This is a genomic window from Jannaschia sp. S6380 (genome assembly GCF_023015695.1).
In the GTDB taxonomy this organism is placed as follows: Bacteria; Pseudomonadota; Alphaproteobacteria; order Rhodobacterales; family Rhodobacteraceae; genus Jannaschia.
Genome location: NZ_JALKAS010000002.1, coordinates 331618 through 358173, shown reverse-complemented (window position 1 = coordinate 358173; position 26556 = coordinate 331618). Strand labels below are relative to the sequence as shown.

Annotated in this window: 32 protein-coding genes; 17 read left to right on the top strand and 15 right to left on the bottom strand. The window is 68.8% G+C overall.

Annotated elements, in window-relative coordinates; all coding sequences use genetic code 11:
- Positions 1-37: 37 nt before the first annotated feature.
- From MWU52_RS14815 to MWU52_RS14785, 7 genes are all read left to right on the top strand, one after another.
- Positions 38-1783, top strand: a complete 1746-nt coding sequence (locus tag MWU52_RS14815; protein ID WP_246953603.1) for a type I secretion system permease/ATPase — start codon at positions 38-40, stop codon at positions 1781-1783.
- Entirely contained in the window at positions 1780-3114 is a 1335-nt protein-coding gene (locus MWU52_RS14810; protein WP_246953601.1) for an HlyD family type I secretion periplasmic adaptor subunit, read from the top strand. The genes MWU52_RS14815 and MWU52_RS14810 overlap by 4 nt, the downstream gene beginning before the upstream one ends.
- Before the next feature lie 85 nt (positions 3115-3199).
- On the top strand, positions 3200-3655 hold the full coding sequence (locus MWU52_RS14805) for a RidA family protein (protein ID WP_246953599.1): 456 nt from the start codon (positions 3200-3202) through the stop codon (positions 3653-3655).
- Positions 3652-4401, top strand: a complete 750-nt coding sequence (locus MWU52_RS14800) for a glycerophosphodiester phosphodiesterase family protein (protein ID WP_246953597.1) — start codon at positions 3652-3654, stop codon at positions 4399-4401. The genes MWU52_RS14805 and MWU52_RS14800 overlap by 4 nt, the downstream gene beginning before the upstream one ends.
- Before the next feature lie 25 nt (positions 4402-4426).
- A complete protein-coding gene (locus MWU52_RS14795) occupies positions 4427-5614 on the top strand; it encodes a GNAT family N-acetyltransferase (RefSeq protein WP_246953595.1) in 1188 nt (395 codons plus the stop codon).
- A complete protein-coding gene (locus tag MWU52_RS14790) occupies positions 5611-5862 on the top strand; it encodes a 4a-hydroxytetrahydrobiopterin dehydratase (protein WP_246953593.1) in 252 nt (83 codons plus the stop codon). Before MWU52_RS14795 ends, MWU52_RS14790 begins: the two co-directional genes overlap by 4 nt.
- Positions 5863-5878: 16 nt before the next feature.
- Positions 5879-6727 (top strand): mechanosensitive ion channel domain-containing protein, encoded by an 849-nt coding sequence (locus MWU52_RS14785; protein ID WP_246953590.1) that lies wholly within the window; start codon positions 5879-5881, stop codon positions 6725-6727.
- 18 nt (positions 6728-6745) lie between these two features.
- On the opposite strand, the gene MWU52_RS14780 is transcribed toward MWU52_RS14785, so the two are convergent.
- Together MWU52_RS14780 and rocF are read right to left on the bottom strand one after the other, a co-directional pair.
- A complete protein-coding gene (locus tag MWU52_RS14780) occupies positions 6746-7807 on the bottom strand; it encodes an ornithine cyclodeaminase (protein ID WP_246953588.1) in 1062 nt (353 codons plus the stop codon).
- A 1-nt stretch (position 7808) separates the two neighbouring features.
- Positions 7809-8735, bottom strand: a complete 927-nt coding sequence (gene rocF, locus MWU52_RS14775; RefSeq protein WP_246953586.1) for an arginase — start codon at positions 8733-8735, stop codon at positions 7809-7811.
- 108 nt (positions 8736-8843) lie between these two features.
- Between rocF and MWU52_RS14770 the strand changes: the two genes are divergently transcribed.
- Positions 8844-9266, top strand: a complete 423-nt coding sequence (locus MWU52_RS14770) for an Lrp/AsnC family transcriptional regulator (protein ID WP_246953584.1) — start codon at positions 8844-8846, stop codon at positions 9264-9266.
- Positions 9267-9285: 19 nt separating this feature from the next.
- Here the strand turns inward: MWU52_RS14770 and MWU52_RS14765 are convergent, their stop codons facing one another.
- Entirely contained in the window at positions 9286-9774 is a 489-nt protein-coding gene (locus MWU52_RS14765; protein WP_246953582.1) for a peroxiredoxin, read from the bottom strand.
- A gap of 77 nt (positions 9775-9851) precedes the next feature.
- Here MWU52_RS14765 and MWU52_RS14760 point away from each other — a divergent pair, with 77 nt between their 5' ends.
- Together MWU52_RS14760 and rsmD are read left to right on the top strand one after the other, a co-directional pair.
- Complete coding sequence (locus MWU52_RS14760) at positions 9852-11060, top strand: FAD/NAD(P)-binding oxidoreductase (protein WP_246953581.1); 1209 nt, start codon at positions 9852-9854, stop codon at positions 11058-11060.
- A gap of 7 nt (positions 11061-11067) precedes the next feature.
- Positions 11068-11610, top strand: coding sequence for a 16S rRNA (guanine(966)-N(2))-methyltransferase RsmD (gene rsmD, locus MWU52_RS14755; RefSeq protein WP_246953579.1), 543 nt, complete (start codon positions 11068-11070; stop codon positions 11608-11610).
- Here rsmD and MWU52_RS14750 read toward each other — a convergent pair.
- Positions 11607-12623 (bottom strand): TRAP transporter substrate-binding protein, encoded by a 1017-nt coding sequence (locus MWU52_RS14750; protein ID WP_246953576.1) that lies wholly within the window; start codon positions 12621-12623, stop codon positions 11607-11609. The genes rsmD and MWU52_RS14750 overlap by 4 nt on opposite strands.
- Before the next feature lie 152 nt (positions 12624-12775).
- Between MWU52_RS14750 and recQ the strand changes: the two genes are divergently transcribed.
- The 3 genes from recQ to yaaA are packed head-to-tail and all read left to right on the top strand — an operon-like array spanning position 12776 to position 16017.
- Entirely contained in the window at positions 12776-14809 is a 2034-nt protein-coding gene (gene recQ, locus MWU52_RS14745; RefSeq protein WP_246953573.1) for a DNA helicase RecQ, read from the top strand.
- Positions 14802-15215, top strand: coding sequence for a DUF1801 domain-containing protein (locus tag MWU52_RS14740; RefSeq protein ID WP_246953571.1), 414 nt, complete (start codon positions 14802-14804; stop codon positions 15213-15215). The genes recQ and MWU52_RS14740 overlap by 8 nt, the downstream gene beginning before the upstream one ends.
- A 31-nt stretch (positions 15216-15246) precedes the next feature.
- On the top strand, positions 15247-16017 hold the full coding sequence (gene yaaA / locus MWU52_RS14735) for a peroxide stress protein YaaA (RefSeq protein ID WP_246953568.1): 771 nt from the start codon (positions 15247-15249) through the stop codon (positions 16015-16017).
- Here the strand turns inward: yaaA and dapE are convergent.
- From dapE to MWU52_RS14720, 3 genes are all read right to left on the bottom strand, one after another.
- Positions 16014-17153, bottom strand: a complete 1140-nt coding sequence (gene dapE / locus MWU52_RS14730; RefSeq protein WP_246953566.1) for a succinyl-diaminopimelate desuccinylase — start codon at positions 17151-17153, stop codon at positions 16014-16016. The two genes, yaaA and dapE, sit on opposite strands and share 4 nt — an antisense overlap.
- Complete coding sequence (locus MWU52_RS14725; RefSeq protein ID WP_246953564.1) at positions 17150-17488, bottom strand: hypothetical protein; 339 nt, start codon at positions 17486-17488, stop codon at positions 17150-17152. The genes dapE and MWU52_RS14725 overlap by 4 nt, the downstream gene beginning before the upstream one ends.
- A 101-nt stretch (positions 17489-17589) precedes the next feature.
- Positions 17590-17835, bottom strand: coding sequence for a GlsB/YeaQ/YmgE family stress response membrane protein (locus tag MWU52_RS14720; RefSeq protein WP_246953562.1), 246 nt, complete (start codon positions 17833-17835; stop codon positions 17590-17592).
- A 106-nt stretch (positions 17836-17941) separates the two neighbouring features.
- Here MWU52_RS14720 and MWU52_RS14715 point away from each other — a divergent pair, with 106 nt between their 5' ends.
- Entirely contained in the window at positions 17942-18208 is a 267-nt protein-coding gene (locus MWU52_RS14715; protein WP_246953561.1) for a DUF6525 family protein, read from the top strand.
- 61 nt (positions 18209-18269) lie between these two features.
- Here the strand turns inward: MWU52_RS14715 and MWU52_RS14710 are convergent, their stop codons facing one another.
- Both MWU52_RS14710 and dapD read right to left on the bottom strand, forming a co-directional pair.
- Positions 18270-18740, bottom strand: a complete 471-nt coding sequence (locus MWU52_RS14710) for a hypothetical protein (RefSeq protein ID WP_246953559.1) — start codon at positions 18738-18740, stop codon at positions 18270-18272.
- The gene (gene dapD, locus MWU52_RS14705; protein ID WP_246953557.1) at positions 18721-19545 is read right to left on the bottom strand and encodes a 2,3,4,5-tetrahydropyridine-2,6-dicarboxylate N-succinyltransferase; all 825 of its coding nucleotides are present in this window, start codon (positions 19543-19545) and stop codon (positions 18721-18723) included. Before dapD ends, MWU52_RS14710 begins: the two co-directional genes overlap by 20 nt.
- A gap of 237 nt (positions 19546-19782) precedes the next feature.
- Here dapD and MWU52_RS14700 point away from each other — a divergent pair, with 237 nt between their 5' ends.
- The gene (locus MWU52_RS14700) at positions 19783-20229 is read left to right on the top strand and encodes a DMT family transporter (RefSeq protein ID WP_246953555.1); all 447 of its coding nucleotides are present in this window, start codon (positions 19783-19785) and stop codon (positions 20227-20229) included.
- On the opposite strand, the gene MWU52_RS14695 is transcribed toward MWU52_RS14700, so the two are convergent.
- On the bottom strand, positions 20226-21140 hold the full coding sequence (locus MWU52_RS14695) for a serine/threonine dehydratase (RefSeq protein WP_246953553.1): 915 nt from the start codon (positions 21138-21140) through the stop codon (positions 20226-20228). The two genes, MWU52_RS14700 and MWU52_RS14695, sit on opposite strands and share 4 nt — an antisense overlap.
- A 61-nt stretch (positions 21141-21201) precedes the next feature.
- Between MWU52_RS14695 and MWU52_RS14690 the strand changes: the two genes are divergently transcribed.
- A complete protein-coding gene (locus tag MWU52_RS14690; RefSeq protein WP_246953551.1) occupies positions 21202-22062 on the top strand; it encodes a TIGR00730 family Rossman fold protein in 861 nt (286 codons plus the stop codon).
- Between the two features lie 243 nt (positions 22063-22305).
- On the opposite strand, the gene MWU52_RS14685 is transcribed toward MWU52_RS14690, so the two are convergent.
- The 4 genes from MWU52_RS14685 to MWU52_RS14670 form a co-directional block, all read right to left on the bottom strand.
- Positions 22306-23157 (bottom strand): esterase-like activity of phytase family protein, encoded by an 852-nt coding sequence (locus MWU52_RS14685; protein ID WP_246953550.1) that lies wholly within the window; start codon positions 23155-23157, stop codon positions 22306-22308.
- Positions 23130-23978: a penicillin-insensitive murein endopeptidase gene (gene mepA / locus MWU52_RS14680; RefSeq protein ID WP_246953547.1), complete on the bottom strand. Its 849-nt coding sequence runs from the start codon at positions 23976-23978 to the stop codon at positions 23130-23132. The genes MWU52_RS14685 and mepA overlap by 28 nt, the downstream gene beginning before the upstream one ends.
- Entirely contained in the window at positions 23975-25309 is a 1335-nt protein-coding gene (locus tag MWU52_RS14675) for an MFS transporter (RefSeq protein ID WP_246953545.1), read from the bottom strand. The genes mepA and MWU52_RS14675 overlap by 4 nt, the downstream gene beginning before the upstream one ends.
- Positions 25310-25387: 78 nt before the next feature.
- Positions 25388-25966: a thioesterase family protein gene (locus tag MWU52_RS14670; protein WP_246953543.1), complete on the bottom strand. Its 579-nt coding sequence runs from the start codon at positions 25964-25966 to the stop codon at positions 25388-25390.
- A 109-nt stretch (positions 25967-26075) separates the two neighbouring features.
- On the opposite strand from MWU52_RS14670, the gene MWU52_RS14665 reads away from it, so the two are divergent.
- Positions 26076-26366, top strand: coding sequence for a YggT family protein (locus MWU52_RS14665; protein WP_246953541.1), 291 nt, complete (start codon positions 26076-26078; stop codon positions 26364-26366).
- On the opposite strand, the gene MWU52_RS18060 is transcribed toward MWU52_RS14665, so the two are convergent.
- Positions 26363-26494, bottom strand: a complete 132-nt coding sequence (locus MWU52_RS18060) for a hypothetical protein (protein ID WP_281494140.1) — start codon at positions 26492-26494, stop codon at positions 26363-26365. The two genes, MWU52_RS14665 and MWU52_RS18060, sit on opposite strands and share 4 nt — an antisense overlap.
- Positions 26495-26556 lie beyond the last annotated feature (62 nt).

Below are 26556 nucleotides of genomic sequence, written 5' to 3'. Positions count from 1 at the left end.
AGCAGGACGGCCACAGCAGCAAGGCGACCCAGACGCGATGAGATCCCCGCGCCCAAGCAATCGACCCTCCGGTTCGGAAGAGGTGGCCTCCGTCCGCAAGCAGGCGAACGGGCTGCTCTGGATGACGTTCCTGTTCTCGATGGCCGTGAACGCGCTGATGCTGACCGGGCCGATCTACATGCTGCAGGTCTATGACCGGGTCCTGGGTTCCCGCGCCGAGGAGACGCTGATCGCGCTGTCGGTGCTGGTGACATTCCTGTTTCTGATGATGGGCATCCTCGACTACGCCCGCGGCCGGGTGATGGCGCGCGTGGGTGCCCGGTTCCAGTCGGCGCTCGACGGGCGGGTCTTCGCCGCGCACCTGCGCCGCGCGGCCGCGACGCCGGGCGGCGCGGGCGGTCGCAACCCGCTCCGCGACCTCGAGGCGGTGCAGCGCCTGCTCTCCTCGCCGGTTTTCCTGGCGCTCTTCGACATTCCGTGGACGCCGCTCTTCCTGACGGCGATCTTCATCTTCCATCCCTACCTGGGTCTGCTCGCCGTCGGCGGCGGCCTTATCCTGATCTGCCTGGCCGCGATCAACCAATGGATGACCTCGGGGCCCATGACCGAAGCCAACAGCGCCACCGCCCGGGCCGAACTGACGGCGCAGCAGCTCGTCTCCGAGGCCGAGCTGGTCCAGAGCCTTGGCATGCGGGGCGCCGCCTTCCGCCGCTGGATGAAGGCGCGGGGCGCGTCGTTGACGCAATCCATCGGCTTCTCGGACCGCTCGGGCTTCTTCACGGTCACGACCAAGACGCTGCGGCTGTTCCTGCAATCGGCGATGCTGGGCCTTGGCGCCTGGCTGGTGCTGCAGAACGAGTTGACGGCGGGCGCGATGATCGCCGGTTCGATCCTGATGGGCCGCGCGCTTGCCCCGATCGAGATGGTGATCGGGCAATGGCAGCTGGTCCACGCGGCGCGGCGCGGCCGCACGGCGGTGATCGACCTTCTGGACCAGGTGGCGCCAGACGGGCAGCGCACGCCATTGCCTCGCCCCCAGGCCCTGATGGTTGGCGAAAACCTGACGATCGTGCCGCCCGGCGCCACGCAGGCCAGCCTGCGCGCGGTGTCCTTCGTGCTGCGGCCCGGCCAGGCGATGGGCGTGATCGGCGCGTCGGGGGCGGGCAAGACCTCGCTCGCGAAGGCCGTGACCGGCGCCTGGCCCCCCGCCGGCGGCCGCATCCGCCTCGATAGCGCGACGCTCGACCAGTACGATCCCGACGTCCTGGGCAGCTATATCGGATACCTGCCGCAGACCGTGACGCTGTTCGACGGCACCATCGCCGAGAACATCGCCCGCCTGCAGGACGACGCCGATCCCGCCCGCATCGTCGAGGCGGCCAAGAAGGCCGCGGCGCATGAGATGATCCTGCAGCAGCCCATGGGGTACGACACGCCGGTCTCGGCGGTGGGCGGGCGCCTGTCGGGCGGCCAGATCCAACGCGTCGGCCTTGCCCGCGCGATGTTCGGCGACCCTGCCATCCTCGTCCTCGACGAGCCGAACTCCAACCTCGACAACGAGGGGACGCAGGCCCTCAACAGCGCCATCCGCACCATGAAGGAGGAAGGCCGCTCGATCATCATCATCGCACACCGTCCCGCCGCGATCCAGGAATGCGACACGCTGCTGATGCTGGAGAACGGCAACCGCGTGGCCTTCGGCCCGCGCGAGGAGGTGCTGGAAAAGATGGTGGCCAACCATTCCGAGATCGCCCGCGCCGCCGGTTCGGGGGGCGTCCGATGACCCGCCTGCCCGCGCCGGCCGTCGCCACGCCACCCGCCGCCGGCGCCGGCGGCTGGTCGGCCCGGCGGCACCTTGTCATTGGGGTTCTGGGGCTGGTGATCCTGGTCGGCGGCTTCGGGTCGTGGTCGGTCCTGGCCAACATCTCGGGCGCGATCATCTCGCCCGGGCGGATCGCGGTCGACAGCAACCGGCAGATCGTCCAGCACCCCGACGGCGGCGTCGTGACCGAGATCCTCGTCCGCGAAGGCGACCGGGTCGAGGCCGGCGACACGCTGGTCCGGCTCGACCCGACGCCGCTGCGTTCGAACGCCGAGATCCTGCGTGGCCAGTTGCAGGAGATCTCCGCCCGCTCCGCCCGCCTGGTGGCCGAGCGGGACGAGGCCGAGGCGATCACCTTTCCCGAAATCCTTACGGAGGCCGCCGACGACCCCGACGTGGCCGACATGATCGAGGGTCAGCGCAACCTGTTCGCCGCGCGCGCCGCATCCCGCGCTCGCGAGGTCGAACAGCTGGGCCGCCGCAGGGACCAGATCGCGAGTCAGGTGGACGGCATCGCCGCGCAGTCCGAGGCGTTGGAGCTGCAGCTGCAATTCATCCGCGAGGAGCTGGACGCGCAGCGCAGCCTGCTGGATCGCGGTCTGGCGCAGGCTCCGCGGGTCCTGTCGCTGCAGCGCGAGGAGGCGGGCCTGCTGGGGCGCGTGGGCGAGTTGGAGGCGACCGTGGCCGAGTTGGAAGGCCGCGCGACCGAAATCGACCTGGAGGTCCTCAAGCTCGGCAATCGCGCGCGGGAGGAGGCGATCTCGGAGCTGCGCGACCTGCGCTTCCGCGAGCTGGAACTGGCCGAGCAGTACCGCGCCATCACCGAACAGATGTCTCGGCTGGAGGTGACGGCCCCGGTTCCGGGCGTGGTCTACGACCTGCAGGTCTTCGCCGAACGGTCGGTCATCCGTGCCGCCGAACCGGTGGCCTATATCGTCCCGCAGGACCGGCCCCTGGTGATCCAGACGCGCGTCGATCCGATCCATATCGACCAGGTCTTCCCGGGTCAGCCGGTCACGCTGCGCCTGCCCACCTTCGACGCGCGCACCACGCCCGAGCTGTTCGGCTCGATCGTCCGCGTCTCGCCCGATGCCTTTACCGACGAGGCGACGGGCCAGACCTTCTACCAGGCCGAGGTGCTGCCGAACGAGGGCGAGCTCGACCGCCTGAACGACCAGATCCTGCTGCCCGGCATGCCGGTCGAAGCGTATCTGCGCACCGACGACCGCACGCCGCTGGCCTATCTGGTCAAGCCCCTGGCCGACTATTTCAACCGCGCTTTCCGGGAGTAACGGGCAGGCCTGGCCGGCCCGTGGCGCTTGGCAACGCGCGGCCCGCATGCCAGCAAGGGCCGAGTTCCAATCGGAGGCCGGCCTCATGTCTTTCTCGGAAACCCTTTCCCGTCTCGGCGTGACCCTGCCCGACGCACCGGCCCCGGCGGCGAATTACGTGCCCGCGGTCCGCATGGACGACATGCTTTTCGTCTCGGGCCAGATCTCGAACGGGCCGGACGGGATGATCAAGGGGCGCCTGGGTGACGGGATGTCGGTCGAGGACGGGGCCGCAGCGGCCCGTCAATGCGCCATCAACCTGCTGGCCCAGGTCAAGGCGGCCTGCGACGGCGACATCGACCGGCTGGTCCGGGTGGTCAAGCTGACGGGCTTCGTCAACTGCACGCCGGATTTCGGCGACCAGCCCGCCGTCATCAACGGCGCGTCCGATTTTCTGGTCGAGGCCCTGGGCGAGGCCGGTCGGCACAGCCGGTCCGCCGTGGGGGCCACGCTTCCCTTCGGCGTCGCCGTTGAGATCGAAGGCATCTTCCAGGTAAGATGACCCTTCCCGCCAGCTTCCTGACCGGCGGTCACATCGCCCATCGCGGCCTGCACGGGCCGGGCCGGCCCGAGAACTCGATGGATGCGTTCCGGGCCGCGCTCGACCTCGGGATCCCGATCGAGCTGGACGTCCAGCCCTCCGCCGATGGCGTCGCCATGGCGTTCCACGACAACCACATGCGGCGACTGACGGGCCTCGACCTGCTGGTCGACAGCCTGGATGCGGATGCATTGGGCGGAACGGCCCTACGGGGCGGGAACGGTGGCGTACCGCGGTTGTCGCAGGTTCTGGACCTGGTTGCGGGCCGCGTGCCGCTCCTGATCGAAGTGAAGGACCGCGATGGCGCGATGGGCCCCGATGTCGGCCCGCTGGAGGCGGCGGTGATCGCCGATCTGGCTCGATATGACGGCGACGTCGCGGTGATGTCCTTCAACCCGCACGCCGTCGCCTGTTTTCAACGCGATGCGCCGCATCTGCCCCGCGGCCTGGTGACCGCGGCCTTCCGGGCCGAACACTGGCCCGACCTGTCGGCAGAGACCCGCGCCCGGCTGGCCCGGATCCCCGATATCGACCGTCTCGGCGCGTCCTTCATTAGCCACGAGGCCGCCGCCCTCGACATGCCGCGCGTGGCCGAGATCAAGGCCACGGGGCTGCCGATCCTCTGCTGGACGGTCCGGTCCCGGGCCGAGGAGTTGCGCGCCCGGCGCGTGGCCGATGCCGTGACCTTCGAAGGCTACTTGCCGTGAGGCGACGGGGCCCCACCTGTCGCCCATGACCGAACGCGAAATCGAGATCAGCGTCACGCCCGGCCTGGGTGACGTGGCGCCCGGTGATTGGGACGCCTGCGCCTGCCCCGAGGCGTCCGATGGCGGCCCCCCGAACGATCCGTTCACCACCCACCGCTTCCTCTCGGCGCTGGAACGCAGCGGCTCGGTCGGGGAGGGAACGGGCTGGCAGCTACAACACCTGATCGCGCGGGCGGAAGGGAAGATCATCGCCTGCGCGCCGATGTACGCCAAGGGGCACAGCCAGGGCGAGTACATCTTCGACCACAACTGGGCCCATGCCTGGGAACGCGCGGGCGGCGACTATTATCCCAAGCTGCAGATCGCGGTGCCCTTCACGCCCGCGACGGGGCGGCGCTTCCTGCTGCGCCCGGGCTTCGAGGAGACCGGCTTCCGCGCCCTTGTCCAGGCCGCGACCCAATTGACCGAACAGAACGATCTCAGTTCGCTCCACATCACCTTCTGCACCGAGGCGGAACGGACGGCCGGTGCCGCCCTCGGCCTGATGGCGCGGTCCAGTCAGCAATATCACTGGTTCAACGACGGCTATGCCGATTTCGACGCCTTTCTCGGCGCGCTCAGTTCGCGCAAGCGCAAGACGATCCGCCGCGAACGGGCCGTGGCCCAGGCGTTCGGCGGCACCATCGCTGCCTATACCGGCGACGCGCTCCGCCCCGAACATTGGGATGCGTTCTGGCACTTCTATCAGGACACGGGCGCGCGGAAATGGGGCCGCCCCTATCTGACGCGGGCGTTCTTCGATGCCGTGCAGGAGACGATGCGCGACGACGTGCTGCTGGTCCTGGCCGAACGCGACGGCACGCCCGTCGCCGGGGCGCTGAACTTCATCGGGCGCGACACGATGTACGGCCGCTATTGGGGCGCGGTGGAACATCATCCGATGCTGCATTTCGAGCTGTGCTACTACCAAGCTATCGATGCCGCGATCGCCCGCGGCCAATCGCGGGTGGAGGCCGGCGCCCAAGGCGAACACAAGCTGGCACGCGGCTACCTTCCGGTGACCTGCCACAGCCTGCATCACATCCCCGATCCGGGGTTTCGCGCGGCGGTGTCGCAGTTCCTGACCGCCGAGGCGCGCGCCGTGGAACACGACATCGAGGTCCTGACCGCCTACGGTCCCTTTCGACGCGAACCGGTGGAGGAACAGCAATGAACGATCTCGATATCCCCGACGGCTGGACGCGCGACGGTACCGCGATCCGCCGGACCTTTCATTTCGACGATTTCTCGCAGGCGTGGGGCTTCATGTCGCGCGTGGCGCTGCTCTCCGAGGCGGCCGACCATCACCCCGACTGGCGCAACGTCTGGAACCGGGTGGAGATTGCGCTTACGACGCATGATGCCGGCGGGCTGACCGAACGCGACTTCTCCCTGGCCCGCGCCATCAACGACCTGATCTGAAAGACACCGCACCGACATGAAAGACTTCCTTTCGACCGAACTCTACGCCGGCCGCACGATCGGCGATTTCCTGTCCCTCGAATTCCTGGCCTCGATCCTGGGCAGCCTGCTGGCCGCGATGCTGGTCCTGTTCGTGGGCTTCATGATCGCCGGATGGGTCGCACGGCGCATCAAGGGCCTGTCCGAGCAGCACGCGCGCCTCGACGCCACGCTGTTCGACTTCCTGGCCAACATCGCCCGCTACGTCATCATCGGCCTGTCCTTCCTGATCGTCCTGAACACCTTCGGGATCGAGACGACATCGCTCGTCGCGGTGATCGGTGCGGCGGGCCTGGCCATCGGCCTGGCGCTGCAGGGCACCTTGTCGAACGTGGCGGCGGGCGTGATGCTGATCTTCTTCCGACCGATCAAGCTGGGCGATTTCGTCATCATCAACGGCGAGATGGGGACGGTGAAGTCGATCAACCTGAACTACACCGAACTGGCGAGCATCGGAAACTATCAGATCATCATTCCGAACTCGGAGGTCTGGGGGAACACGATCACCAATTTCTCGGTCTACGACATGCGCCAGGCCGAATGGAAATGGGGCGTGGCCTATTCCGCCGACCTGGCCCTGGCCGAACAGGTGATCCGCGACACGATCACGTCGGACCCGCGTTTCGTGGCCGATCCGCCGCCCACAATCCTGGTGGACGGGCTGAACGATTCCAGCGTCGATTTCCTGGTGCGCGCCTGGGTGCCGCGCACGGATTTCTTCGGATACTGGAAGGATATGAACCGCGACGTGAAGATCGCGCTGGAGGCGGCCGGGATCGAAATCCCGTTCCCGAACCGCACCCTGCACATCGTCAACGGGGGATGACGCCCCCGCGCCGCCCGGTCATTGACCGGCGGCGCGCGCCACCATGCCGAACAGGTCGCGCGGATCGTCCGGGTCGGCCAGCAGGTCCAGTTCCACATAGTGGCCGGTGCGCATGGCCTCGGCATGGATGTGGCGCAGCGCGCTGAAATCCTCGGTCGCGAAGCCCACCGAATCGAAGAGCGTGATCTGGTCGCGCGACGTCCGCCCGGGCACCTGGCCCGCGATCACCCGCCACAGTTCCGTGATGGGGTGTTCGGGCGCCAATTGCTGGATCTCGCCCTCGATCCAGGTCTGCGGCGGGTACTCCACGAAGATGTCCGACCGCATCAGGATGTCGCGGTGCAACTCCGTCTTGCCGGGCGAGTCGCCGCCGATCGCGTTCAGGTGCACGCCGGCCCCCACCATGTTGTCGGTCAGGATGGTCGCCTGCTTCTTGTCGGCGGTGCAGGTGGTCACGATCTGCGCGCCGGTGATCGCCTCCTCGGCAGACGAACAGGCCGTCACGGTCAGGCCCGTCCCTTCCAGGTTGCGCACGGCCTTGGCGGTCGCTTTCGGGTCGATGTCCCACAGGCGCACCTCCTCGATTCCCAGGCAGTGGTGGAAGCCCAACGATTGGAACTCGCATTGCGCGCCGTTGCCGATCACGGCCATGACGCGCGCGTCTTTCGGCGCCAGGTGGCGCGCGGCCACGATCGACATCGCCGCAGTGCGCAGCGCCGTCAGGATCGTCATTTCCGAGAACATGACCGGATAGCCGTTGTCGACCCGCGCCAGCACGCCGAACGCGTTCACGGTCTGGAACCCCCGCGCCATGTTCGCCGGGTGCCCATTGACGTATTTGAAACCGTAGAACTCGCCGTCCGAGGTGGGCATCAGCTCGATCACGCCCTCCTCGGAATGGCTGGGCACGCGGGGGGTCTTGTCGAAGGTCTCCCAGCGCAGGAAATCGGCCTCGATCCGGTCGGCGATGGCGGCGATGGTCTGTGCCACACCGGCCTCGTTGACGATCCGCATCATGTGATCGACCGAGATGAACGGCACCATCGCCAGTCGCGAGGGGTTGGGGTCGTGCTTGGTCATGTCATTGGCTCCGTGTCGGGCGGTCGAGGACGGACTTGCCGAACAGGCTGGACACGAGGTCCACCATCAACGTCGCCGTCCGGCCGCGTTCATCCATGAAGGGGTTCAGCTCCGCGATGTCGAGCGAGGTGACGAGGCCGGAATCGTGCAGCCACTCCATCACCAGATGCGCTTCGCGGAAGGTCGCGCCGCCGGGCACGGTGGTGCCCACGGCGGGCGCGATGGAAGGGTCCAGGAAATCGATGTCGAAGCTGACATGCAGCCGTCCGTTCGCCGCTTCGACCCGTTCCAGGAAGGCGCGCAGCGGCGCGGCGATCCCGTGCTCGTCGATGGCGCGCATGTCGGTCACGTCGATATCCGACGCGGCAACCGCCCGCTTTTCGTGGGGGTCAACCGAACGCAGGCCGATCATGCAGATATTGGCGGGGTCGACCTTGGCCGCCGGGTCGGGGAAATGCGGCGCAAACTCCGACAGGCCGGTGAAATAGGCCACGGGCGTGCCGTGCAGGTTGCCGCTCTCGGTGCTGTCCAGGTCGTGGATGTCCGAATGCGCGTCCAGCCACAGCACGAAGAGGGGGCGCCCGTCGGCCTCGGCCAGGCGGGCCATCGCGGGCACCGTGCCCGCCGCCATCAGGTGGTCGCCGCCCATGAAGATCGGCACGGTCTCGGTGCCCAGGTCATCGGCCGTTGCCTGCAGCGTCGCGACCCAGCCCGCGCACAGGTCGAGGTCGCGGATGGCGGGGTTCCGGGCCTGCGGCACGGTCATCGCCTGCGCGGCCAGGTTGCCGCGGTCGGTCACGTCGTGGCCCAGCTCCGTCAACGCCCGGCCCAGCCCGGCCGTCCGCAGCGCGTCGGGCCCCATCATGCAGCCGCGCCGCCACGCGCCCGTCTCGACCGGGGCCCCGATGAGGGTGATCGATTTCATCATCCATCCTTCATTGAATGCGTCGGTGGCACTCAACCCCGATGGACCGGCGACATGAAGTCCGATAAGTGATCGATCTGCGCGATCAATCGACCGAATTGGATGATCCCGATGGACGATCTGGACAGAATCCTGCTCGCCGCGCTGTCTTCGGACGGGCGCGCCAGCGTGTCGGCGCTGGCCGCCCGGCTGGGCGTGACGCGGGCCACGATCCGCGCCCGTATCGCCCGCCTGACCGAGGCGGGCGAAATCCTGGGATATCGCGCCGTTCTGAAGGGCGACTTGGCCGACCGGCCCGTGCGCGGCATCGTCCTGATCGAGATCGAGGGCAAGGGCAGCGCCCGCGTGACCCGGATGCTGACCGCCATGCCCGAGGTGGAGGCGGTGCATTCCACCCATGGCCGCTGGGACCTGGTCGCCGAACTGGGCGCCGACACGCTGGAACTGCTGGACGCCACGCTGAACCGCATCCGCCTGATCGACGGTGTCTCGCGCAGCGAAACCAGCCTGTACCTGTCGACCCGGCGGGGCTAGCGCCGGATCGACAGGGCGATCAGATCTTCGCCAGCAGCGCCTCTCCGGCCGACGCCTCGCACGTGCCGGGGCTGTCCTCGACATGCAGGGTCCGCACGACGCCGTCGTCGACCAGCATGGCATAGCGGCGGGAGCGCCCCACCAGGCCCGCGGGCGGCGCGTCGAACTGCATGCCGATCGCGCGGGTGAACCCGCCGTCCGGATCGGCCAGCATGTGCAGATCCGCCGCCGCGGCCCCGGTGGATTCGGACCACGCCCTCATCACGAACGGGTCGTTGACCGAAACGCAGATCACCGTCTCGACGCCCTTCTCGGCGAACTCGTCCTTGGTGCGGATGAAGCTGGGGACATGGGCCGTGGTGCACACGCCGGTATAGGCTCCCGGCACGGCGAACAGGGCGACGGTCTGTCCCTTCGTCAGCTCGCGCAGCGAGACGGTCTCGGGCCCGTCCTCCCCGATCCGCATCAGCTCGGCATCGGGCAGCTTGTCACCTTCGGAAATGGTCATCGTCGCGGTCCTCGCGTTTGAAGTTTCACGCATCGGGATATAGCTGTCCGGCAACGCTGCGACCAGCAAGGTGCAACATGGATCATATCGCCGTCATCGGTGCCGGCCAGGCCGGCGCCTCGGTCGTCGAGACGCTGCGCAAGGAGGGGTATGACGGGCGCCTGACGCTCTGGGGTGAGGAGCCGGAACTGCCCTACCAGCGACCGCCCCTGTCCAAGGCCTATCTGCTGGGCGAGATGGCGCGCGAGCGCCTGCACCTGCGGCCCGCCGCTTTCTACGAGGAGAACCGGGTGGAGTTGCATCTGGGCACGCGCATCGACGCGATCGACCCGGACGCGCGCACCCTGACCCATGCCGGCGGCACGGAGGGGTGGGACGCTCTCGTCCTCGCCACCGGCTCGGCCCCGCGCCGCCTGCCCGGCGCGGTCGGCGGCGACCTGGACGGGGTGTTCGCGGTCCGCACGCTGGCCGATATCGACGCGTTGGCCCCCCATATCCGTGAGGATGGGCACCTGCTGGTCGTCGGCGGCGGCTATATCGGGCTGGAGGCGGCGGCCGTCGCCCGCAACAGAGGCATGCGCGTCACCTTGCTGGAAGCGGCCCCACGCCTCCTCAGCCGCGTGTCCTGCCGGGACACCGCCACGTGGTTCGCCGACAAGCACCGCGCGATGGGCGTCGACATCCGCGAAGCGGCGACGCTCGAACGGCTGACCGGCGACGGACACGTCACGGGCGCCACGCTGTCGGACGGAACCAAGCTGTCGGTGGACGCCGTCGTGGCCGGCATCGGCATCGTTCCGAGCACGACCCTAGCGGAGGCGGCGGGCCTGACGCTGGCCGACGGCATCGCGGTCGACGCGCAAGGCCGGACTTCGGCGGACGGCATCTGGGCTGCGGGTGATTGCTGCTCCTTCCCCCATCGCGGCGGGCGCGTCCGCCTGGAATCGGTGCCCCACGCCATCCACCAGGCCGAGACGGTCGCCCGGAACCTGCTGGGCGCGGCCGAGGATTACGTCGCCAAGCCCTGGTTCTGGTCCGATCAATACGACGTCAAGCTGCAGATCGCGGGACTCAATACCGGGTTCGACCGGGTGATCGTGCGCGACGGGTCCGATATCGAAGGCGGTCGTTCGCATTGGTATTTCGCCGGCGACAGGTTACTGGCCGTCGATGCGATGAACGACCCGCGCGCCTACATGGTCGGCAAACGCCTGATCGAGGCGGGCCGCTCCCCCGATCCCGACGCGGTGGCCGACCGCGCCGTGCCGATCAAGTCACTGATGTGAGGCGCGCATGAGGATCGTCGGCGGCGCATGGCGGGGGCGCAGACTCGCAACGGTCGGCAAGGGCGACGTCGCCACCCACCTGCGCCCGACGACGGACCGGGTGCGCGAGTCGATCTTCAACCTGCTGGAGAATGGCCGCCATGGCGATGTGCTGAGAAACGCACGCGTCCTCGACGTCTTCGCCGGCACCGGGGCTTTGGGCCTCGAGGCGCTGAGCCGGGGCGCGTCGCAGGCCACCTTCATCGAACAGGGCCGCAAGGCGCTGACCCTGCTGCGCGAAAACATGCGCCTGCTGGACGCGTCCGCCCGCATCGTCGCCCGCGATGCACGCAAGCCAGGGCCGGGCACGCCGCATGACCTCGTCTTCCTCGACCCGCCCTATGGCCAAGGCCTGGGCGAAAAGGCCATCGCCGCGCTTCGTGCCGAAGGCTGGCTCGCGCCCGATGCCCTGATCGTGTGGGAGGAAGGGACGCCGCCCACGCTCGACGGCCTGACCCCGGTCGATCAGCGCCGCTACGGCGACACCATCGTCACGCTGGCCCGCACCTAGCGGTGCGCGGCGACGGCGGCGCGTGCGTCCTCGACCAGGGACGCGCCGTCGAAGCCCTTCGCATCCATCTCCGCGATCCAGTCGCGCGTCACCGCGTCGCCCAGTTCCGCGATGTCGGCCGTGACCTCCGGCGACAGTTCGGCGATCTGGTTGCCCGACGCGACCATGACCGCCCGTCCTTCGGCATCGCCGATGTCATGCGCCCGCCCCGCCCAAGCCGAGGCCATGGCGCCCGAATTGGCGTCGATCACCGCCCGCAGATCATCGGGCAGGCCCTCGTACACGTCGCGGTTCATCGCCCACAGGAAGTAGAGATTGTAGAGCGACGCATCCCCTGCGACATCCGTGTGGCTGTCGGTCAACTCGTCCAGCTTCAGCGACGGCGCCTGCTCCCAGGTAATGACGCCGCCGTCCAGCACGCCCTTGGACAAGGCCTCCGGGAAGGCCGGCACAGGCATCCCCACCGGGTTCGCGCCGAGCCGGCGCAGCAGCAGCGTCGCCGCACGCGACGGCCCACGCAGGTTCAGGCCCCGGAAGTCGGCCAGCGTCTCGGGCGCGTCGCCCTTCAGGTGCACCAGACCGGGCCCGTGCATATGCGCGGCGATCACGTGGATATCCGCGAAATCGTCCATCAGATGCGTCTGCGTGAAGTCCCAGGCCGACTTCGACGCGGCCTCCGCCGATTTCGGCGTCATGAAGGGCAGCTCCAGCGCCTCCGCCTCGGGGAAGCGACCGGGTTGATAGCCGGGGATGACCCAGCCGCCATCGACCGCGCCGTCGGCGATCAGGTCGTACATGTTCGCCGCCGATCCGCCCAGCTGCATGAACGGGTACAGTTCGACCGCGATCCGCCCGCCGGATTGCTCCTCGATCGCGTCGGCCCAGGGCTGCATGAAATGCGCAGGGTTCGCCGAAGCCGGGTTCACGAAGTGCTGAAAGCGCAGCGTGACCTCCTGCGCGGCGACGGGCGTGGCCAGCAGAAACGTAGCGAGTGCGGTGCGAAGGACGGACATGGCATGTCCCCATATTTTGCGTCAGGGTTCGTGACCTACCACCAGTTCTGCCCTACGCCAAGGGTATTCTTGCGAACGCCTCGCAAACAGGCCCCTTGTCCATCGATTGCCCATATGTGATTCCCCTCGGGACCCAATTCGTGAGCCTGCCGATGCCCCGTCCCGCGGACCTTCTGTCCTCCGTCTTCGGATTCGACGCCTTCCGTCCGGGCCAGGCCGAGATCGTGGAGGCGGTCTGCGACGGGCGGGACGTGCTGGCGATCATGCCGACGGGGGGCGGCAAGTCGCTCTGCTTCCAGTTGCCCGCGCTGTGTCGGGATGGGCTGACCGTCGTCATCTCTCCGCTGATCGCGCTGATGCGGGACCAGGTCCGCGCGTTGCAGATGGCGGGCGTGTCGGCCGGCGCCCTCACCTCCGGCAACACCGAGGAGGAAACCGAGGCTGTCTGGCAGGCCATCGAGGACGGCACCCTCAAGCTTCTCTACATCGCGCCCGAACGCCTCGCCTCGACGTCGACGGAACGCATGCTGAAACGCGCCGACACCAGCCTCATCGCCGTGGACGAGGCGCATTGCGTCAGCCAGTGGGGCCATGATTTCCGCCCCGACTACCTGCGGATCGGCGCGCTGCGCCGGACGCTCGGCGTGCCGCTCGCCGCCTTCACCGCCACCGCCGATGTCGAGACGCGGGAGGAGATCGCACGACGCCTCTTCGACGGCGAACCGCAGACCTTCCTGCACGGGTTCGACCGCCCCAACATCACCCTGACCTTCCGGCCGAAGGACGGGCCGCGCCGCCAGATCCTGTCTTTCGCCGCCGCGCGCAAGGGTCAGTCCGGTATCGTCTATTGCGGCACCCGCGCCAAGACCGAAGGGCTGGCGAAGGCGCTGCGCGACGACGGTCACAGCGCCTGCCACTATCACGGCGGGATGGAGGCCGAGGATCGTCGGCATGTCGAGACCCGTTTCCAGCAGGAGGACGGGCTGATCGTCGTGGCGACCGTCGCCTTCGGCATGGGCATCGACAAGCCCGATATCCGCTGGGTCGCGCATGCCGACCTGCCCAAATCAATCGAAGCCTACTACCAGGAGATCGGCCGCGCCGGCCGCGACGGCGCCCCGGCCGACACGCTGACGTTGTTCGGTGCCGACGACATCCGTTTCCGCCGACAGCAGATCGACGAGGGGCTGGCCCCGCCCGAGATGAAATCCGCCGACCATGGCCGCCTGAACGCGCTGCTCGGTCTGGCCGAGGCGCAGGTCTGTCGCCGCGTCGCGCTCCTGTCCTATTTCGACGAGGCGCCGGAGCCCTGCGGCAATTGCGACCTGTGCGAGACGCCCCCCGAGCTGTTCGACGCCACGACCGAGGTGCGCAAGGCGCTGTCGGCCATGCTGCGGACAGGGGAACGTTTCGGCACCGGCCATCTGATCGATGTGCTGACCGGGACCGAAACGGACAAGACGCGCCGTTTCGGCCATGACGCGCTGCCGACCTGGGGCGTGGGGCGCGACACGCCGAAACCCCAGTGGCAGGCGATCTTCCGTCAGATGATGGGACTCGACCTCGTGCGGCCCGATGCCGAACGCCACGGCGCGCTGCGCATGACCGACCCGGCCCGCCCCATCCTACGCGGCGAGGCCGGCGTGACGCTCCGCCGCGACAGCGTCGCCCGCGCCGAGCGTCGCCCCGCCGTCAAGCAACTGGTCAGCGAGGAGGACGCGCCGCTCCTGTCGGCGCTCAAGGCCAAGCGCCGCGCGCTGGCCGAAGCCCAGGGCGTGCCCGCCTACGTCGTCTTCACCGACCGCACTCTGATCGAGATGGCCGAGACGAAGCCCGCCACGCTCGACGCCATGGCCCGCATCTCGGGCGTCGGCGCGACCAAGCTCGACCGCTACGGCGCGACCTTCCTGTCGGTCGTCACCGGCGACGCGCCCGAGCCGCTTCACCCCGCGCGCCGCAAGCTGGCCGGTCGGACCGAGGGCGCGCTCTATGACCGGCTGCTATCGGTCCAGAACGACCTTTCGCGCGGCGAGACCGGGCTCGACAAGCCGATGACCTGTTCGTCATCGCAATTGGCCAAGGTCGCGCGCGCCCGGCCCGACCCGGCCGAAGTCACTCGCATCCTTGGCGACCGTCACGCCGAACGCTTCGGCGAGGCGTTTCTGGAGGTCCTGCGGGATGAATAACTTGCGCCCCGACGACCCCGCCGCAGTGGCCGCAGTCTTCGATACCTTTCCCGACCAGGCGCGACCGACGCTCCTCGATCTTCGGGCGCTCATCCTGACCGCGGCGGCGGACATGCCCGCCATCGGCCCGCTGACCGAGACGTTGAAGTGGGGCCAGCCGGCCTATCTGCCCGCCCGGCCGCGCATCGGCACGACCGTGGGCCTGGGGCAGTCGAAGGGCGACGAACCAGCGCTCTTCGTCCATTGCCGGACCACCCTCGTTGCGAATTTCCGGCTGACCCATCCGGACACGTTTCGCTTCGAAGGCAATCGTGCCGTCCTGCTCGACGCGGACCGACCCCTGCCCGAAGCGCCTTTGCGCCATTTCGTGCAGGCCGCCTTGTCCTACCACCTGAAACGGGGTTGAGCGCCGGAGCGGAGCGCATAGAGTGCCGCCCATGCTCACCGTCATCTCCCCCGCCAAATCGCTCGACTTCGACCCCGTCGACGTCCCGCCGACCGCCCCGCGCTTCGCCGACGATACGGCGCGCCTCGTCCGAACCGCGCGGCGCAAGGGCATCCGCGACCTGCAGGCGTTGATGGACATCTCCGAAAAGCTGGCCCGCCTGAACCGCGACCGCTTCCGCGACTGGGAGGCCGCCCCCGAGAAGCCGGCGATCTTCGCCTTCGCGGGCGACACCTATACCGGCCTCGACGCCGCCACACTGTCGGAGGACGCGCTGCGGCATGCGCAGGGGCATCTGCGGATCCTGTCGGGCCTCTATGGCCTGTTGCGACCGCTCGATGCGCTGAAGCCCTACCGGCTGGAGATGGGGAGCAAGCTCGCCACGCGGCGCGGTCGTGACCTCTACGCGTTCTGGGGCGACCGGATCGCGAAGGCGCTGGAGGAGGACGCGGCCGCCAACGGTGCCACATGCCTCGTGAACTGCGCCAGCCAGGAATATTTCGGCGCCGTCGACCGAGAGGCGCTGACCCTGCCCGTCGTCACGCCGACCTTCCTCGAAGACCGGCCCGACGGCCCGAAGATCGTCAGCTTCTTCGCCAAGCAGGCCCGTGGGGCCATGGCCCGCTACGTGATCGAAAACCGCATCGAGGGCCCGTCCGACCTGCGCGCCTTCGACAGCGGTGGCTATCTCTGGCAGGCCGACCGCTCCACGCCCCAGGCTCCCGTCTTCCTGCGCCCCGACCGAGCCGCGCAAGCCGCCTAGGCGAAGTAGTCCCGCAGCACCCGGCCGTAGATCGCCTTCAACTGCTCGATCTGCTCCACGCGCACGCGCTCGTCGACCGCATGCATCCGGTGCCCGACCAGGCCGAACTCCACCACCGGGCAATGGTCCTTGACGAAGCGCGCATCCGACGTGCCCCCCGTCGTCGACAATTCCGGCACGCGGTTCGTCTCCACCTGCACCGCGCGCGACACCAACTCCGACAGCGGTCCCGGAGGGGTCAGGAACGCCTCGCCCGAGATCTTCGTGTTCATGCGGACGCGGATGCCGGTCTCGCCCACCACGCGGTCGACTTCGTCCTCCAACCAGGCGACAAGACCCGCGCCGGTGTGGCGGTCGTTGAACCGGATGTTGACCGTCGCCCGCCCTTCGGCCGGGATGACGTTGGTGGCCGGGTTGCCGACATCCATCGTGACGACCGCCAGAGTCGAGGGGTCGAAATGCTCGGTCCCCCGGTCCAGTTCCTCATCCGCCAGCCGCGCCATCATCCCCGCCATCGCCGGCAGCGGGTTCTGCGCCAAGTGCGGATAGGCCGAATGCCCCTGCCGCCCCTCGAACGTGAACCACGCGGTCAGCGACCCGCGCCGCCCGATCTTGATCATTTGGCCTATATGCTCGGGGCAGGTGGGCTCCCCCACAAGGCAGACATCCAGCCGCTCCCCTTCCGCCTCCATCCAGTCGAGGATCGCCACCGTCCCGTCGGCCGCGTCCCCCTCTTCGTCGCCGGTGATGGCCAGCACCACGGCGCCGTCGGGCGGGGTTCCGGCCACGAAATCGACGGCGGCGGCGGCGAAGGCTGCGACGCCCGACTTCATGTCCGTCGCCCCGCGCCCGTAGAGCCAGCCATCCTCGATCACCGCTCCGAACGGATCATGCGTCCACGCCGCCGCATCGCCCACCGGCACCACGTCCGTGTGCCCGTTGAACCCGAACGTGCGCGGATGCCCCCTATCACCCCAGCGCGCATAAAGGTTCGCGATCCCGCCCCGGTCCACCCGGGTGCAGACGAACCCCGCATCCGACAGGAGGTCCTCCAGCAGCGTGATCGCCCCGCCTTCGTCCGGCGTCACGCTCGGGCAGCGGACCAGGCGCGCCGTCAGGTCGACCGGGTCGATCACGCCTCGTCCTCGCGGAACACGGTGGTCTGCGCCACGACGACCGAATTCTCGGCCAGCGCGCGGGCCATCAGGTCGCGTTCGTCGGCCTCGATGTCGTGGCCTTCCGCCTCGCGCTCCTCCAGCGAGCCGTATCCCGTCACTTCCAGCACGTTCATGTCGGCGGTCTTGAGGACGGCCACGGTTTCGCGCACCGCCTCATCCTCGTCGACGCCGCTGGCATAGCACATCAGCGCCGCGCCCGACGCGCCCTTGGGAAGGCCGTCGCCGCTGCGGCGCCCGACCTCCACCAGGAGGGTGTAGACGTGATGCGGGCGCTTGGGCTTCTTCTCGGTCATCTCCGGGGTCTCCGTCGCGCTGCCGGCCATGTCAACCGGCCCCTGGAACGCAAACCGCCGCCCCGAGTAGGGGCGGCGGGTCGGGGGCCAGGCAGCCGGCACTATTTCCGTATGGCGCGCACGGCGAAGATGAGGATGCAGGCGCCGATGATTCCGACGATCAACTGCGGTATGATCGACTCCGCCGCGTAGATGCCCAGAAGCCCGAGGATGAAGTTGAGCACGAGCGCACCCACGATCCCTAGGATGATGTTCAGGAACAGGCCGGTATCGGCCTTCATGATCATGCTCGCGATCCAGCCGGCAAGGCCGCCCACGATGATGGAAAGGAAAAAGCCAAGGCCCATGGGTTGGGTCCCCTCTGTGATTGTGCGCCGATTCAACGCGGTCCGGTCGGGGCGGGTTCCCGCATCGCGTTTGACAGCGCCTGCGCGTGGCCCCATCTCGGGTGGCATGACGGATCGCCACGCCCTGTCGGACACGCGCCAGCGCCGACGCCTGATGGCCGAGTACGACGCCCTGCCACCCGCGCTGCGCGCATGGTTGGCGGGCGCCCGGCTGCAATGGTCGCCGGGCTCCGCCCGCCGCGCCTGGCGCCGCGCGATGTGGAAATCGCTGGGCCGGACGCGGAAGGCGGCCGAGCGGATGGACACCTTGGAAGATGCCCGATTGGCGCAGGATCCGCTTACGCTGAGGCGGCAGGATCGGGCGAAGGACTGACGTCGAGCTGCCTTTGCGATAAACGACACGGTCCATGCCCGCGCGATCTGCCCGCGTCCGCTCAGGTCCAGGTCGGGTCCTGCATGTCGTCGTAGACACCGATCCCGTCCAGAAGCGGAATGCGGAAACTGTCGGGCGGGGTATCGAAGAAGGCCCGGCCGGGGCTGTTGGACAGGCGAAAGTCCATATAATCCATCCGGCTGCACACCAGATCGTCGATCAGCAGAAAGCAGCAGGCGAAGGCCGTCAGAGTGGCCCCCTGACCGTCGACCCCGAAACTCGCCAATTCGATCGGTTCGGACGGATACCATTGATTTCCCGGCATCCGGCCGAGCACGCAATCATGTTCCTCGATCAACCGTTCGAGGGCCTCGCGATGTTTCGGCGTATCCCCGGGAAGTGCCTGGCCGTCGTAGTCGGCGATGGCATCCCGCAATTCGATGGGGGCCGTGCGCACCGCGTGGCGCAGGCTTTCGACGGCCCGGTCGCGCCGGACGGTCCAGTCGGCCCCCTCAGGCCCGGAGCAACTCATTGATCGCCGTCTTCGACCGCGTCTTCTCGTCCACCCGCTTGACGATCACCGCACAATAGAGGTTCACGCCGTTCTTCGACGGCATCGATCCGGCCACCACAACGGAATAGGGCGGCACCTCGCCATAGGTGAATTCCCCGGTCTCGCGGTCCACGATCTTGGTCGACTTGCCGATGAACACGCCCATGCCCAGCACGCTGCCTTCGCGCACGATGCAGCCCTCGACCACCTCGGACCGGGCGCCGATGAAGCAATTGTCCTCGATGATCGTCGGCCCCGCCTGCATCGGCTCCAGCACGCCGCCGATGCCGACGCCGCCCGACAGGTGCACGTTCTTGCCGATCTGCGCGCAGGACCCGACCGTGGCCCAGGTGTCGACCATCGTGCCCTCGTCCACATAGGCGCCCAGGTTCACGAAGGACGGCATCAGCACCACGCCCGGCGCGATATAGGCCGAGCGGCGCACGATGCAGTTCGGCACCGCGCGGAAACCCGCGCTCTCCCACTTGGCGGCGTTCCAGCCGTTGAACTTGCTGTCTACCTTGTCCCACCAACTGCCGCCCTGCGGTGCGCCAGATTGCGGCTCCATGTCCTTCAGACGGAACCCCAGTAGCACCGCCTTCTTGGCCCATTGATTGACGTGCCAGTCGTCGCCCCGCTTCTCGGCCACCCGCAGGGTGCCGCCATCCAGCGCCTCCAGCGTCGCCTCGATGGCGTCGCGCGCCTCGCCGGTGGTCTGCGGCGAGACAGTGTCGCGCGTGTCCCAGGCGGCCTCGATGGCGGATTCGAGCTGTTCGTTGGACATGCGGGGCCTCCGGGCGCTTTGATTGCGATGTGCTTATCGGCCCGCCCAAGTCAGGGCAATCCCGCCCAACCGCGTCTGGGCAGCGCCGGTCGCGTGATGGCCGCGGAACCCTTCGCACCGACGACCGACAGGGGGCCGGTCATTGGGCGCCGCGAAGTGGGGTTTACCGGAATTGCCCGATTTCGCGGCGTCGGCGATCATGGCCGCCTGTTTTCCGATCCTGGAACGGAACATCGCATGCCCTCCACCGTCGCCCTGCCCATCGCCCTCATCATCATCGCCGGCGGGCTCGCCGCCCTGCAGGCGCCCATGAACGCAGCGCTCGGGCGGAGTCTCGGCAGTCCAGTCGCGGCGGCGGCGATCTCGTTCGGCGTCGGGTTCGCCGCCCTTCTGACGCTGACCTTCGCGCTCGGCCATGGGGCCATGCTCGAACGGGCCCGCGCCGTCGATGCCCGCCTTCTGCTGGGTGGATTGCTGGGCGCCTTCTATGTCTGGGCGACCCTCTGGGCCGTGCCGGTCCTCGGCATCGTCACGGCCGTGTCGGGCATGATCCTGGGCCAGATCGTCATCGCGCTCATCCTCGACGCGTTCGGCCCCTTCGGCCTGCCCACACATGCGATCACGCCGACCCGCCTGGCCGCGGGGGCGCTCGTCGCATGCGGGCTGATCCTGTCGCGCCTCTAGAACGCCGCCAACGGATCCGGAGCCGGGTTCGCGCCGCAGATCAGCACCGCCACGCGTTCGTCCGCATCCGGCACGTAGGCCCCGCACAACAGCGCCGCCAGGGCGCAGGCACCCGCCGGCTCCACCAGCATCCGCGCCTCCTGCCACAGCATCCGCTGGGCCCGCGTGATCGCATCGTCCGGCACCGTCATGCTGTCCATATCGCGCGCCAGGTCGAAGCAGATCGACCCGATCCGCCGCGCGCCCAGCGCGTTGGCCGCGACGCCACCGACCTCCACATCGACCGGCGCCCCCGCCTCCAGCGCGGCGTGCAGCGCGCGGGATCGCTCCGGCTCGACCGCGACGACACGCCGCCGACCGCCCCACCAGGCCAGCGCGCCTGCGATCAACCCGCCACCACCCACGGCGACCAGCATCGTGTCGGCCTGCAATCCCTGATCGTCCCATTCGGCAAAGCACGTCCCCTGCCCGGCGACCGTCGGCACGGCGTCATAGGCATGAACCTGCATCGCGCCGGTCTCCGCCTCATGCGCCCGCGCCCGCTCCAACGCATCGGCGTAGAGACCCGGCACCACATGACAGGTCGCGCCCGCCCGCTCGATCAGCGCGATCTTCGCGGCACCTGCCACCTCCGGCACGAAGACATGGGCCGGAAACCCCAGTCGCGCCGCCGCGAAGGCCACCGCCGCGCCGTGGTTCCCGCCAGACGCGGCGACCACGCCCGCCGCCGGCACCTCCACCGACAGAAGCGTGTTGAACGCGCCGCGGGCCTTGAAGCTGCCGGTGTGCTGCATCTGTTCCAGCTTCACCTCGACGTCGAAGCCGCCGAGGTTGAGCCGTGCGATCGGCGTCACCCGCGCATGCCCCGCGATCCGTGCGCGCGCCGCCGCGATTTCCCCCGTCCAATCCATGTCGCACCTCCCGTCCGCGCCTGTTAGACCCAGCGCGACCCAAGGATTCAAGGACGACCCGATGACCGACCATCCCCGGAACCACCCGCTGCGCGAAGCCCGCGAAGACCGGCAGACCGCCAGCACGGTGCCCGACACCGCGCAGACCCGTTCGCCCGCCTATCGCCTGGCCTTCACCGACGAGGATTTCCTTTGCCGTGACGAGCTGCGCCCCGTCCGTCTGCAACTGGAATTGATGAAGCCCGCCCTGCTGATGGATGAGGCGGAGGTGACGTCGACCGTCGTCCTTTTCGGGGGCGCCCGCATCCCCCGCCCCGAAAACGCGGACCGCGCCCGCACCGATACGCTGCGCGACCTCGCGACCCAGTACGACGAGGCGCGCCGCTTCGCGCGGCTCGTGACCGAACGCTCGATCCGCGACAGCGGCGGGCGCGAGAACGTCATCGTCACCGGCGGCGGCCCCGGCGTGATGGAGGCCGGCAATCGCGGCGCCCTGGATGCGGGCGGCCGCAGCGTCGGCCTCAACATCGTGCTGCCGCACGAACAGGCGCCGAACGGATACGTCACGCCGGAGCTGTCGTTCAACTTCCACTATTTCGCGATCCGCAAGATGCACTTTCTGATGCGGGCCAGCGCGATCTGCGTCTTCCCCGGCGGCTTCGGCACGCTGGACGAGCTGTTCGAGGCGCTGACCCTGATCCAGACCGGACGCATGGAACGCGTGCCGTTCCTGTTGTTCGGCGAGGCGTTCTGGCGCGGCATCTTGAACTGGGACGCGTTGCAGGAGGCGGGCACCATCGGTGCCGACGACCTGGAGCTGTTCCGCTTCGTCGAGACGGCGGAGGACGCCCTGGCCCTGATGGACGATTGGCCCCTGCCGCGCACCCGGCGCGAACATCTGCCCGACCGCGTGGAGGCTTGAGGGAAAGGGGCGCTGCCCGCGCCCGTGCATTCCCCGGCAGCATTTGGGGCAAGATGAGACGAGGGTCACATCCTGCCCCGGAAAGACGAGGGTCTCACCTTGCGCGGCCATCGGCTCCTCAGCCTGTGCCGCAGAACCATGTTGCGGGACCGGAGGTAAACAGGGGGTTAACGCCCCCTTCATCTTGCCGGAAATACCTCGGGGGGCGCGAAGCGCGGGGGCGGCGCCCCCTCCGCCGGGGCGTCAATCAAGCAGGTAGTCGACGAATTCCGTCCGCTGGACCAGCGGGCGCTGATTGTCGTCGGATACCATCGTCGCGCGAAGCCGCCCCTCCCCATCGCGCCAGACGGCGATCCCCTCCAGGTTGTCGTGCCGGCCCACGGCGCTCTCGAACTCCAGCCGTTCGTCGCCGCCTTGCAGGTCGAAGCTGCGGACGCGGCTGCGAAACCCCAGCAGCAGGAAGTCCCGCTCCAACAAATACAGCCGTCCATCCGGCCCGATATCGGCCCCGGCGACCAGGAACCGACCGTCGCGGCGCAGTCCGAACGGCACGGTCCATTCGCCATTCATGTAGCGATAGACCGGAAACGGCCGGTCCAGTTCCCCGGACCTTTCGGGAATGGCATAGAGCGCGCCGCCCGCATCCGCGGCCAGGGCCTCCAACCCGGAATTGCCCTGCAGCCCGGCGAACCCGTCCGGCAGGGCCATGCGATCGGGCACGGCGCCGATCCCGTCATGGCGCATCACGCGATGCGTGCCCTCGAACGCCACGAAGAAGTCACCACCGACGCGCGCGATCGCCTCGGCATCGCTCTCGCGCCCTTCCAGCGCCTCGCCGGTCGAGCGCAGCAGATGCCCGCGCTCCTCCACCTCCACTTCGCGCACCACGCCGTCCGCATCGCGGGCCAGCCGGCCGCGGACCCACCCGCCCCGGTCGGACAGCACCACCATGTCGGCCCCGTCCGGCGCCAGCCACAGCGCCGAATAGCCGCCGGCACCCGCGAATCCCGGCTCCCAGACGTGATTGCCCAGGAACTCGGCCGCGGAAACCGGCGCCGCCAGCAGGGTCAGCGCGAGGAGAGGACCGCGGCGCATTGCTGCGGCAGATCCGCCATCCGCAACTCCCGGCGCGGGGCGGGGGCGGGGGCATTCGGATCGGGCGGCGGCGGGTTCAGGATGTTGTTCACCCATTGCCGCGCCTCGGCGCAGCCGTCGCCTGGCGGCGGCGGGTCCTGGTTGATGCAGGCGCGCGCGCCGCGCGGGCAGGAAATGCGGATATGAATGTGATAATGGTGCCCCCACCAGGGCCGGACCTTGCGCAGCCAGGACCGGTCGCCCGTCTCGTCCTCGCACATCCGCACCTTGGCGCCCGGAAAGATGAAGATCCGCGCCGTGCGCGGGTCCTGCGCGGCCTTCTTGACCAGTTCGTGCTGTCCGCGCGACCAGTTGTCGTTGACGAAAGCGCCCTCGGCCCGGCGCATCGATACGGCGGACAGGTTCTCGCGCTGGCGTACCGAAAGGGTCATGTCGGTCGCCGGGTACAGCCAGACATCCGCGTCCAGCCCGATCTGGTGGCTGCGATGGCCGGACGTCATCGGCCCGCCGCGCGGCTGGCTCATGTCGCCGACATAGATCCCGCCCCAGCCGATCCGGTCCATGTGGCGGCCCAGGTCCTGGACCAGGTCGATCAGTTCGGGATGACCCCAGTTGCGGTTGCGCGACAGGCGCATGGCCTGCCAGCTGGGCCCGGTCTCGGCCAGTTGCACCAGCCCCGCCGCGCAGCCGCGCGAATAGCTGCCGAAGGGTTCCGCCCGCTGGGCGGATCCGGCGCGCTGCGCCCCGAACAACTCCTTGGCGAGCTGGGCCTGGGCGGGTGCCGCCAGCAACGCGGCGCACAGGAAAATCAGTCGGATCATGCAGGTTCCCCTTCCGGTTCAACCCAGACTAGCAGGATCAGCCCGAGGGTGAAGAGGCCCGCGACCGGCAGGATCCCCACCTGCTGCGATCCGCTCGCCAGCGTGACGGCCCCGATCAGGAACGGCGCCAGGAAGGCCGTGGCCTTGCCCGCCAGCGCGTAGAGGCCGAAGCCTTCGGTCATCCGCGCCGGATCGGCCTGGCGCACCAGCATCGTCCGGCTCGACGCCTGCAGCGCCCCGCCCGCCGCGCCGATGATCGCGCCCATCACGTAGAACGCGATGTCGGGCAGCGCCGAATTCGGTCCGACCGGCACCAGAAACACGGTGTCGCGCGTGACCGTGACCACCAGCACCGTCACCACCAGCAATGTGACGATGCAGAACGTGATGACCGGCTTTGGCCCCCTTGCGGTGTCGGCGCGCCCCCCGATCCAGGCGAAGATCGCGCCCGTCACCGCCGCCAGGATGCCGAAGACGCCGATATCGACCACCGACCAGCCCAGCACCCCGGCGGTGTAGATCCCCCCGAAGGTGTAGAGGCCGTTCAACCCGTCGCGGTACAGCATCGACGCGCCCAGATAGCTTGCGAAGCTGCGCCGCGCCGGCAGCGCCCGGACCGTGCCCCAGAGCCCGCGCAGCGCCGGTCCCAGCGGCAGCGCCACACCGACCGGTCGCGCCACGGGGCGGACCCAAAGGAAGAACGGAACCATGAAGACCACGAACCAGAGCGCCGTGAACGGGCCCACGAAACGCGTTCCCTCGCGCATGTCCGGATCCAGCCCGAGGATCGGGGCGATGCCGATCAACGTCACGCCGTCCGCATTCTCGGCAAACAGGGTCAGCATCAGGATCAACGCGATCACCCCGCCGACATAACCCAGCGCCCAGCCCGAGCCGGAAATGCGCCCCAGGTCGTCGCGCGCGCCCAGGCCCGGCAGCATTGCGTTGGTGAAGATCGTCGCGAACTCCATCCCGATCAGGCCGAGGCAGAAGACCAGCAGCACGGGCCAGACCACCTCCGCGCCCGGCACGGCGAACCACAGCGCGCCCGAGCCCAGGACATAAAGACCCGAGAACAGCCAGATCCACCCCAGATGCCGCCCCGATGCATCCGCCAGCGCGCCCAGCACCGGCGCCAGCAGCGCGATGGCCAGTCCCGCGAAGCCGATCGCGAAGCCCCAGGCCGATTGCGCGGCGACGGGGTCCTCCATCACCGCGCTGGCGAAATAGGGGCCGAAGATGAACGTCAGCAGCAGCGTGTTGTAGGGCTGCGACGCGAAGTCGAACATCATCCAGCCACGCACCCGGCGCCCAAGCGCGATGTCGGTCATGCCCGTCCTCCCCCCTGTCCCACGGCGGACCTTGGGGGCGAAACCCGACCTGTGCAACCGCGCGGTGGCGATCGTGCGTCAGGGTGCGGGCGGGATGTGCCCTTCGGGCAGCGTGGCCCCTGCGTCCAGGTCAACGGGCGGCCAGGGCCGCGTCCCCTCGGCCGCGATCCAGGCGGCAACCCAGTCGGGCAGGTCCGGCGCATCACCCGTCCAGCCGATCTCGTCCACGACGTCGGCGGCGGGCACGGCGCGGCCCCGCGCGACGACGGCCGTTCGCAGCAGGGCCTGCGAACAGCAGGCGCCGTCGACCCACATCGACTGCAACACATAGAAGAACCGCGCATCCCAACCCGCGATCCGGGTCCGCATCTCGATCCTCTGCATCGCCGTGATCCGCCTGCGATAGCGGATGCTGGCCCCCGCCACGGCCAGACCCCAGCGCCGCCGTCGCAACGCCGCCAGGAGCCCGATGCGCACGCCCGACGTGAACCGACCCAGATCGTAGAGCGTCAGGACGCGTCCGTTGTTCAGCTCGCCGAAACCGTCCAGGTCCCAGGGCAGGCACAGGTGATGCGACACGTGCGTGTCCAGCGGCGAGATCGGCGGCAGGCGCCGCGCGCGGAACATCTGCCAGCCCAGGCGGAAAAACGGATACATGCGCCGCGCCTGACCCGGCGGGCCGCGCGCGTCAAGGCGGACACGGCGTCAGCTTGCGGCCGTGCCACCCCCGCCCTAGATGGGAAACAGCACAATCCGAAGGCCGCCCATGACCACGCTGATCGATATCGCCCTGCTGCTGCTCAATGTCGCGTGGTTCTTCGCCATCGCGCATATCATCATGTCGTGGCTGATCAACTTCGGCGTTCTGAACCTGCATCAGCCGATCGTGGCGCAGCTCTGGGACGGGCTGAACCGGATACTGGAGCCGGCCTATGCCCGCATCCGGTCGATCCTGCCGGCCACCGGCGCGCTGGACCTGGCGCCGCTGGTCTTCATCCTTGGCATCATCATCCTGCAGATGATACTGGCCGACGCGCGCGCCTCTCTGATGTTCTAGGCGCCGTCGACGACCGCGGCGCAGGTGTCGCAGGTCGCCACCGCGTGGCCGTCCGCCGCCTGCAGCCCCAGCCCCACGAGGATCGCCAGCGCCAGCAGGGCCAGCCGGATATCGTGTCGTCTGTCCATCGCACCCTCCATCCACCCGATCCTGCGCGCGGGTCTTGCCCCTTGCAAATCACGGCCCCGTG

Bases quoted from the DNA above. Each gene is read 5' to 3' on its own strand.
- MWU52_RS14720 (WP_246953562.1), bottom strand. From the start codon at position 17,835: ATGGGCCTTGGCTTTTTCCTTTCCATCATCGTGGGCGGCCTTGCCGGC.
- MWU52_RS14715 (WP_246953561.1), top strand. From the start codon at position 17,942: ATGACGGATCGCCACGCCCTGTCGGACACGCGCCAGCGCCGACGCCTG.
- MWU52_RS14810 (WP_246953601.1), top strand. From the start codon at position 1,780: ATGACCCGCCTGCCCGCGCCGGCCGTCGCCACGCCACCCGCCGCCGGC.
- MWU52_RS14670 (WP_246953543.1), bottom strand. From the start codon at position 25,966: ATGTATCCGTTTTTCCGCCTGGGCTGGCAGATGTTCCGCGCGCGGCGC.
- MWU52_RS14710 (WP_246953559.1), bottom strand. From the start codon at position 18,740: ATGAGTTGCTCCGGGCCTGAGGGGGCCGACTGGACCGTCCGGCGCGAC.
- MWU52_RS14760 (WP_246953581.1), top strand. From the start codon at position 9,852: ATGGATCATATCGCCGTCATCGGTGCCGGCCAGGCCGGCGCCTCGGTC.
- MWU52_RS14800 (WP_246953597.1), top strand. From the start codon at position 3,652: ATGACCCTTCCCGCCAGCTTCCTGACCGGCGGTCACATCGCCCATCGC.
- MWU52_RS14685 (WP_246953550.1), bottom strand. From the start codon at position 23,157: ATGCGCCGCGGTCCTCTCCTCGCGCTGACCCTGCTGGCGGCGCCGGTT.
- mepA (WP_246953547.1), bottom strand. From the start codon at position 23,978: ATGATCCGACTGATTTTCCTGTGCGCCGCGTTGCTGGCGGCACCCGCC.
- MWU52_RS14815 (WP_246953603.1), top strand. From the start codon at position 38: ATGAGATCCCCGCGCCCAAGCAATCGACCCTCCGGTTCGGAAGAGGTG.
- yaaA (WP_246953568.1), top strand. From the start codon at position 15,247: ATGCTCACCGTCATCTCCCCCGCCAAATCGCTCGACTTCGACCCCGTC.
- MWU52_RS14690 (WP_246953551.1), top strand. From the start codon at position 21,202: ATGACCGACCATCCCCGGAACCACCCGCTGCGCGAAGCCCGCGAAGAC.
- MWU52_RS14805 (WP_246953599.1), top strand. From the start codon at position 3,200: ATGTCTTTCTCGGAAACCCTTTCCCGTCTCGGCGTGACCCTGCCCGAC.
- MWU52_RS14770 (WP_246953584.1), top strand. From the start codon at position 8,844: ATGGACGATCTGGACAGAATCCTGCTCGCCGCGCTGTCTTCGGACGGG.
- recQ (WP_246953573.1), top strand. From the start codon at position 12,776: ATGCCCCGTCCCGCGGACCTTCTGTCCTCCGTCTTCGGATTCGACGCC.
- MWU52_RS14740 (WP_246953571.1), top strand. From the start codon at position 14,802: ATGAATAACTTGCGCCCCGACGACCCCGCCGCAGTGGCCGCAGTCTTC.
- rocF (WP_246953586.1), bottom strand. From the start codon at position 8,735: ATGATGAAATCGATCACCCTCATCGGGGCCCCGGTCGAGACGGGCGCG.
- MWU52_RS14765 (WP_246953582.1), bottom strand. From the start codon at position 9,774: ATGACCATTTCCGAAGGTGACAAGCTGCCCGATGCCGAGCTGATGCGG.
- rsmD (WP_246953579.1), top strand. From the start codon at position 11,068: ATGAGGATCGTCGGCGGCGCATGGCGGGGGCGCAGACTCGCAACGGTC.
- MWU52_RS14785 (WP_246953590.1), top strand. From the start codon at position 5,879: ATGAAAGACTTCCTTTCGACCGAACTCTACGCCGGCCGCACGATCGGC.
- MWU52_RS18060 (WP_281494140.1), bottom strand. From the start codon at position 26,494: ATGGACAGACGACACGATATCCGGCTGGCCCTGCTGGCGCTGGCGATC.
- dapD (WP_246953557.1), bottom strand. From the start codon at position 19,545: ATGTCCAACGAACAGCTCGAATCCGCCATCGAGGCCGCCTGGGACACG.
- MWU52_RS14675 (WP_246953545.1), bottom strand. From the start codon at position 25,309: ATGACCGACATCGCGCTTGGGCGCCGGGTGCGTGGCTGGATGATGTTC.
- MWU52_RS14790 (WP_246953593.1), top strand. From the start codon at position 5,611: ATGAACGATCTCGATATCCCCGACGGCTGGACGCGCGACGGTACCGCG.
- MWU52_RS14700 (WP_246953555.1), top strand. From the start codon at position 19,783: ATGCCCTCCACCGTCGCCCTGCCCATCGCCCTCATCATCATCGCCGGC.
- MWU52_RS14780 (WP_246953588.1), bottom strand. From the start codon at position 7,807: ATGACCAAGCACGACCCCAACCCCTCGCGACTGGCGATGGTGCCGTTC.
- MWU52_RS14795 (WP_246953595.1), top strand. From the start codon at position 4,427: ATGACCGAACGCGAAATCGAGATCAGCGTCACGCCCGGCCTGGGTGAC.
- MWU52_RS14695 (WP_246953553.1), bottom strand. From the start codon at position 21,140: ATGGATTGGACGGGGGAAATCGCGGCGGCGCGCGCACGGATCGCGGGG.
- MWU52_RS14665 (WP_246953541.1), top strand. From the start codon at position 26,076: ATGACCACGCTGATCGATATCGCCCTGCTGCTGCTCAATGTCGCGTGG.
- MWU52_RS14750 (WP_246953576.1), bottom strand. From the start codon at position 12,623: ATGTCCGTCCTTCGCACCGCACTCGCTACGTTTCTGCTGGCCACGCCC.
- MWU52_RS14725 (WP_246953564.1), bottom strand. From the start codon at position 17,488: ATGACCGAGAAGAAGCCCAAGCGCCCGCATCACGTCTACACCCTCCTG.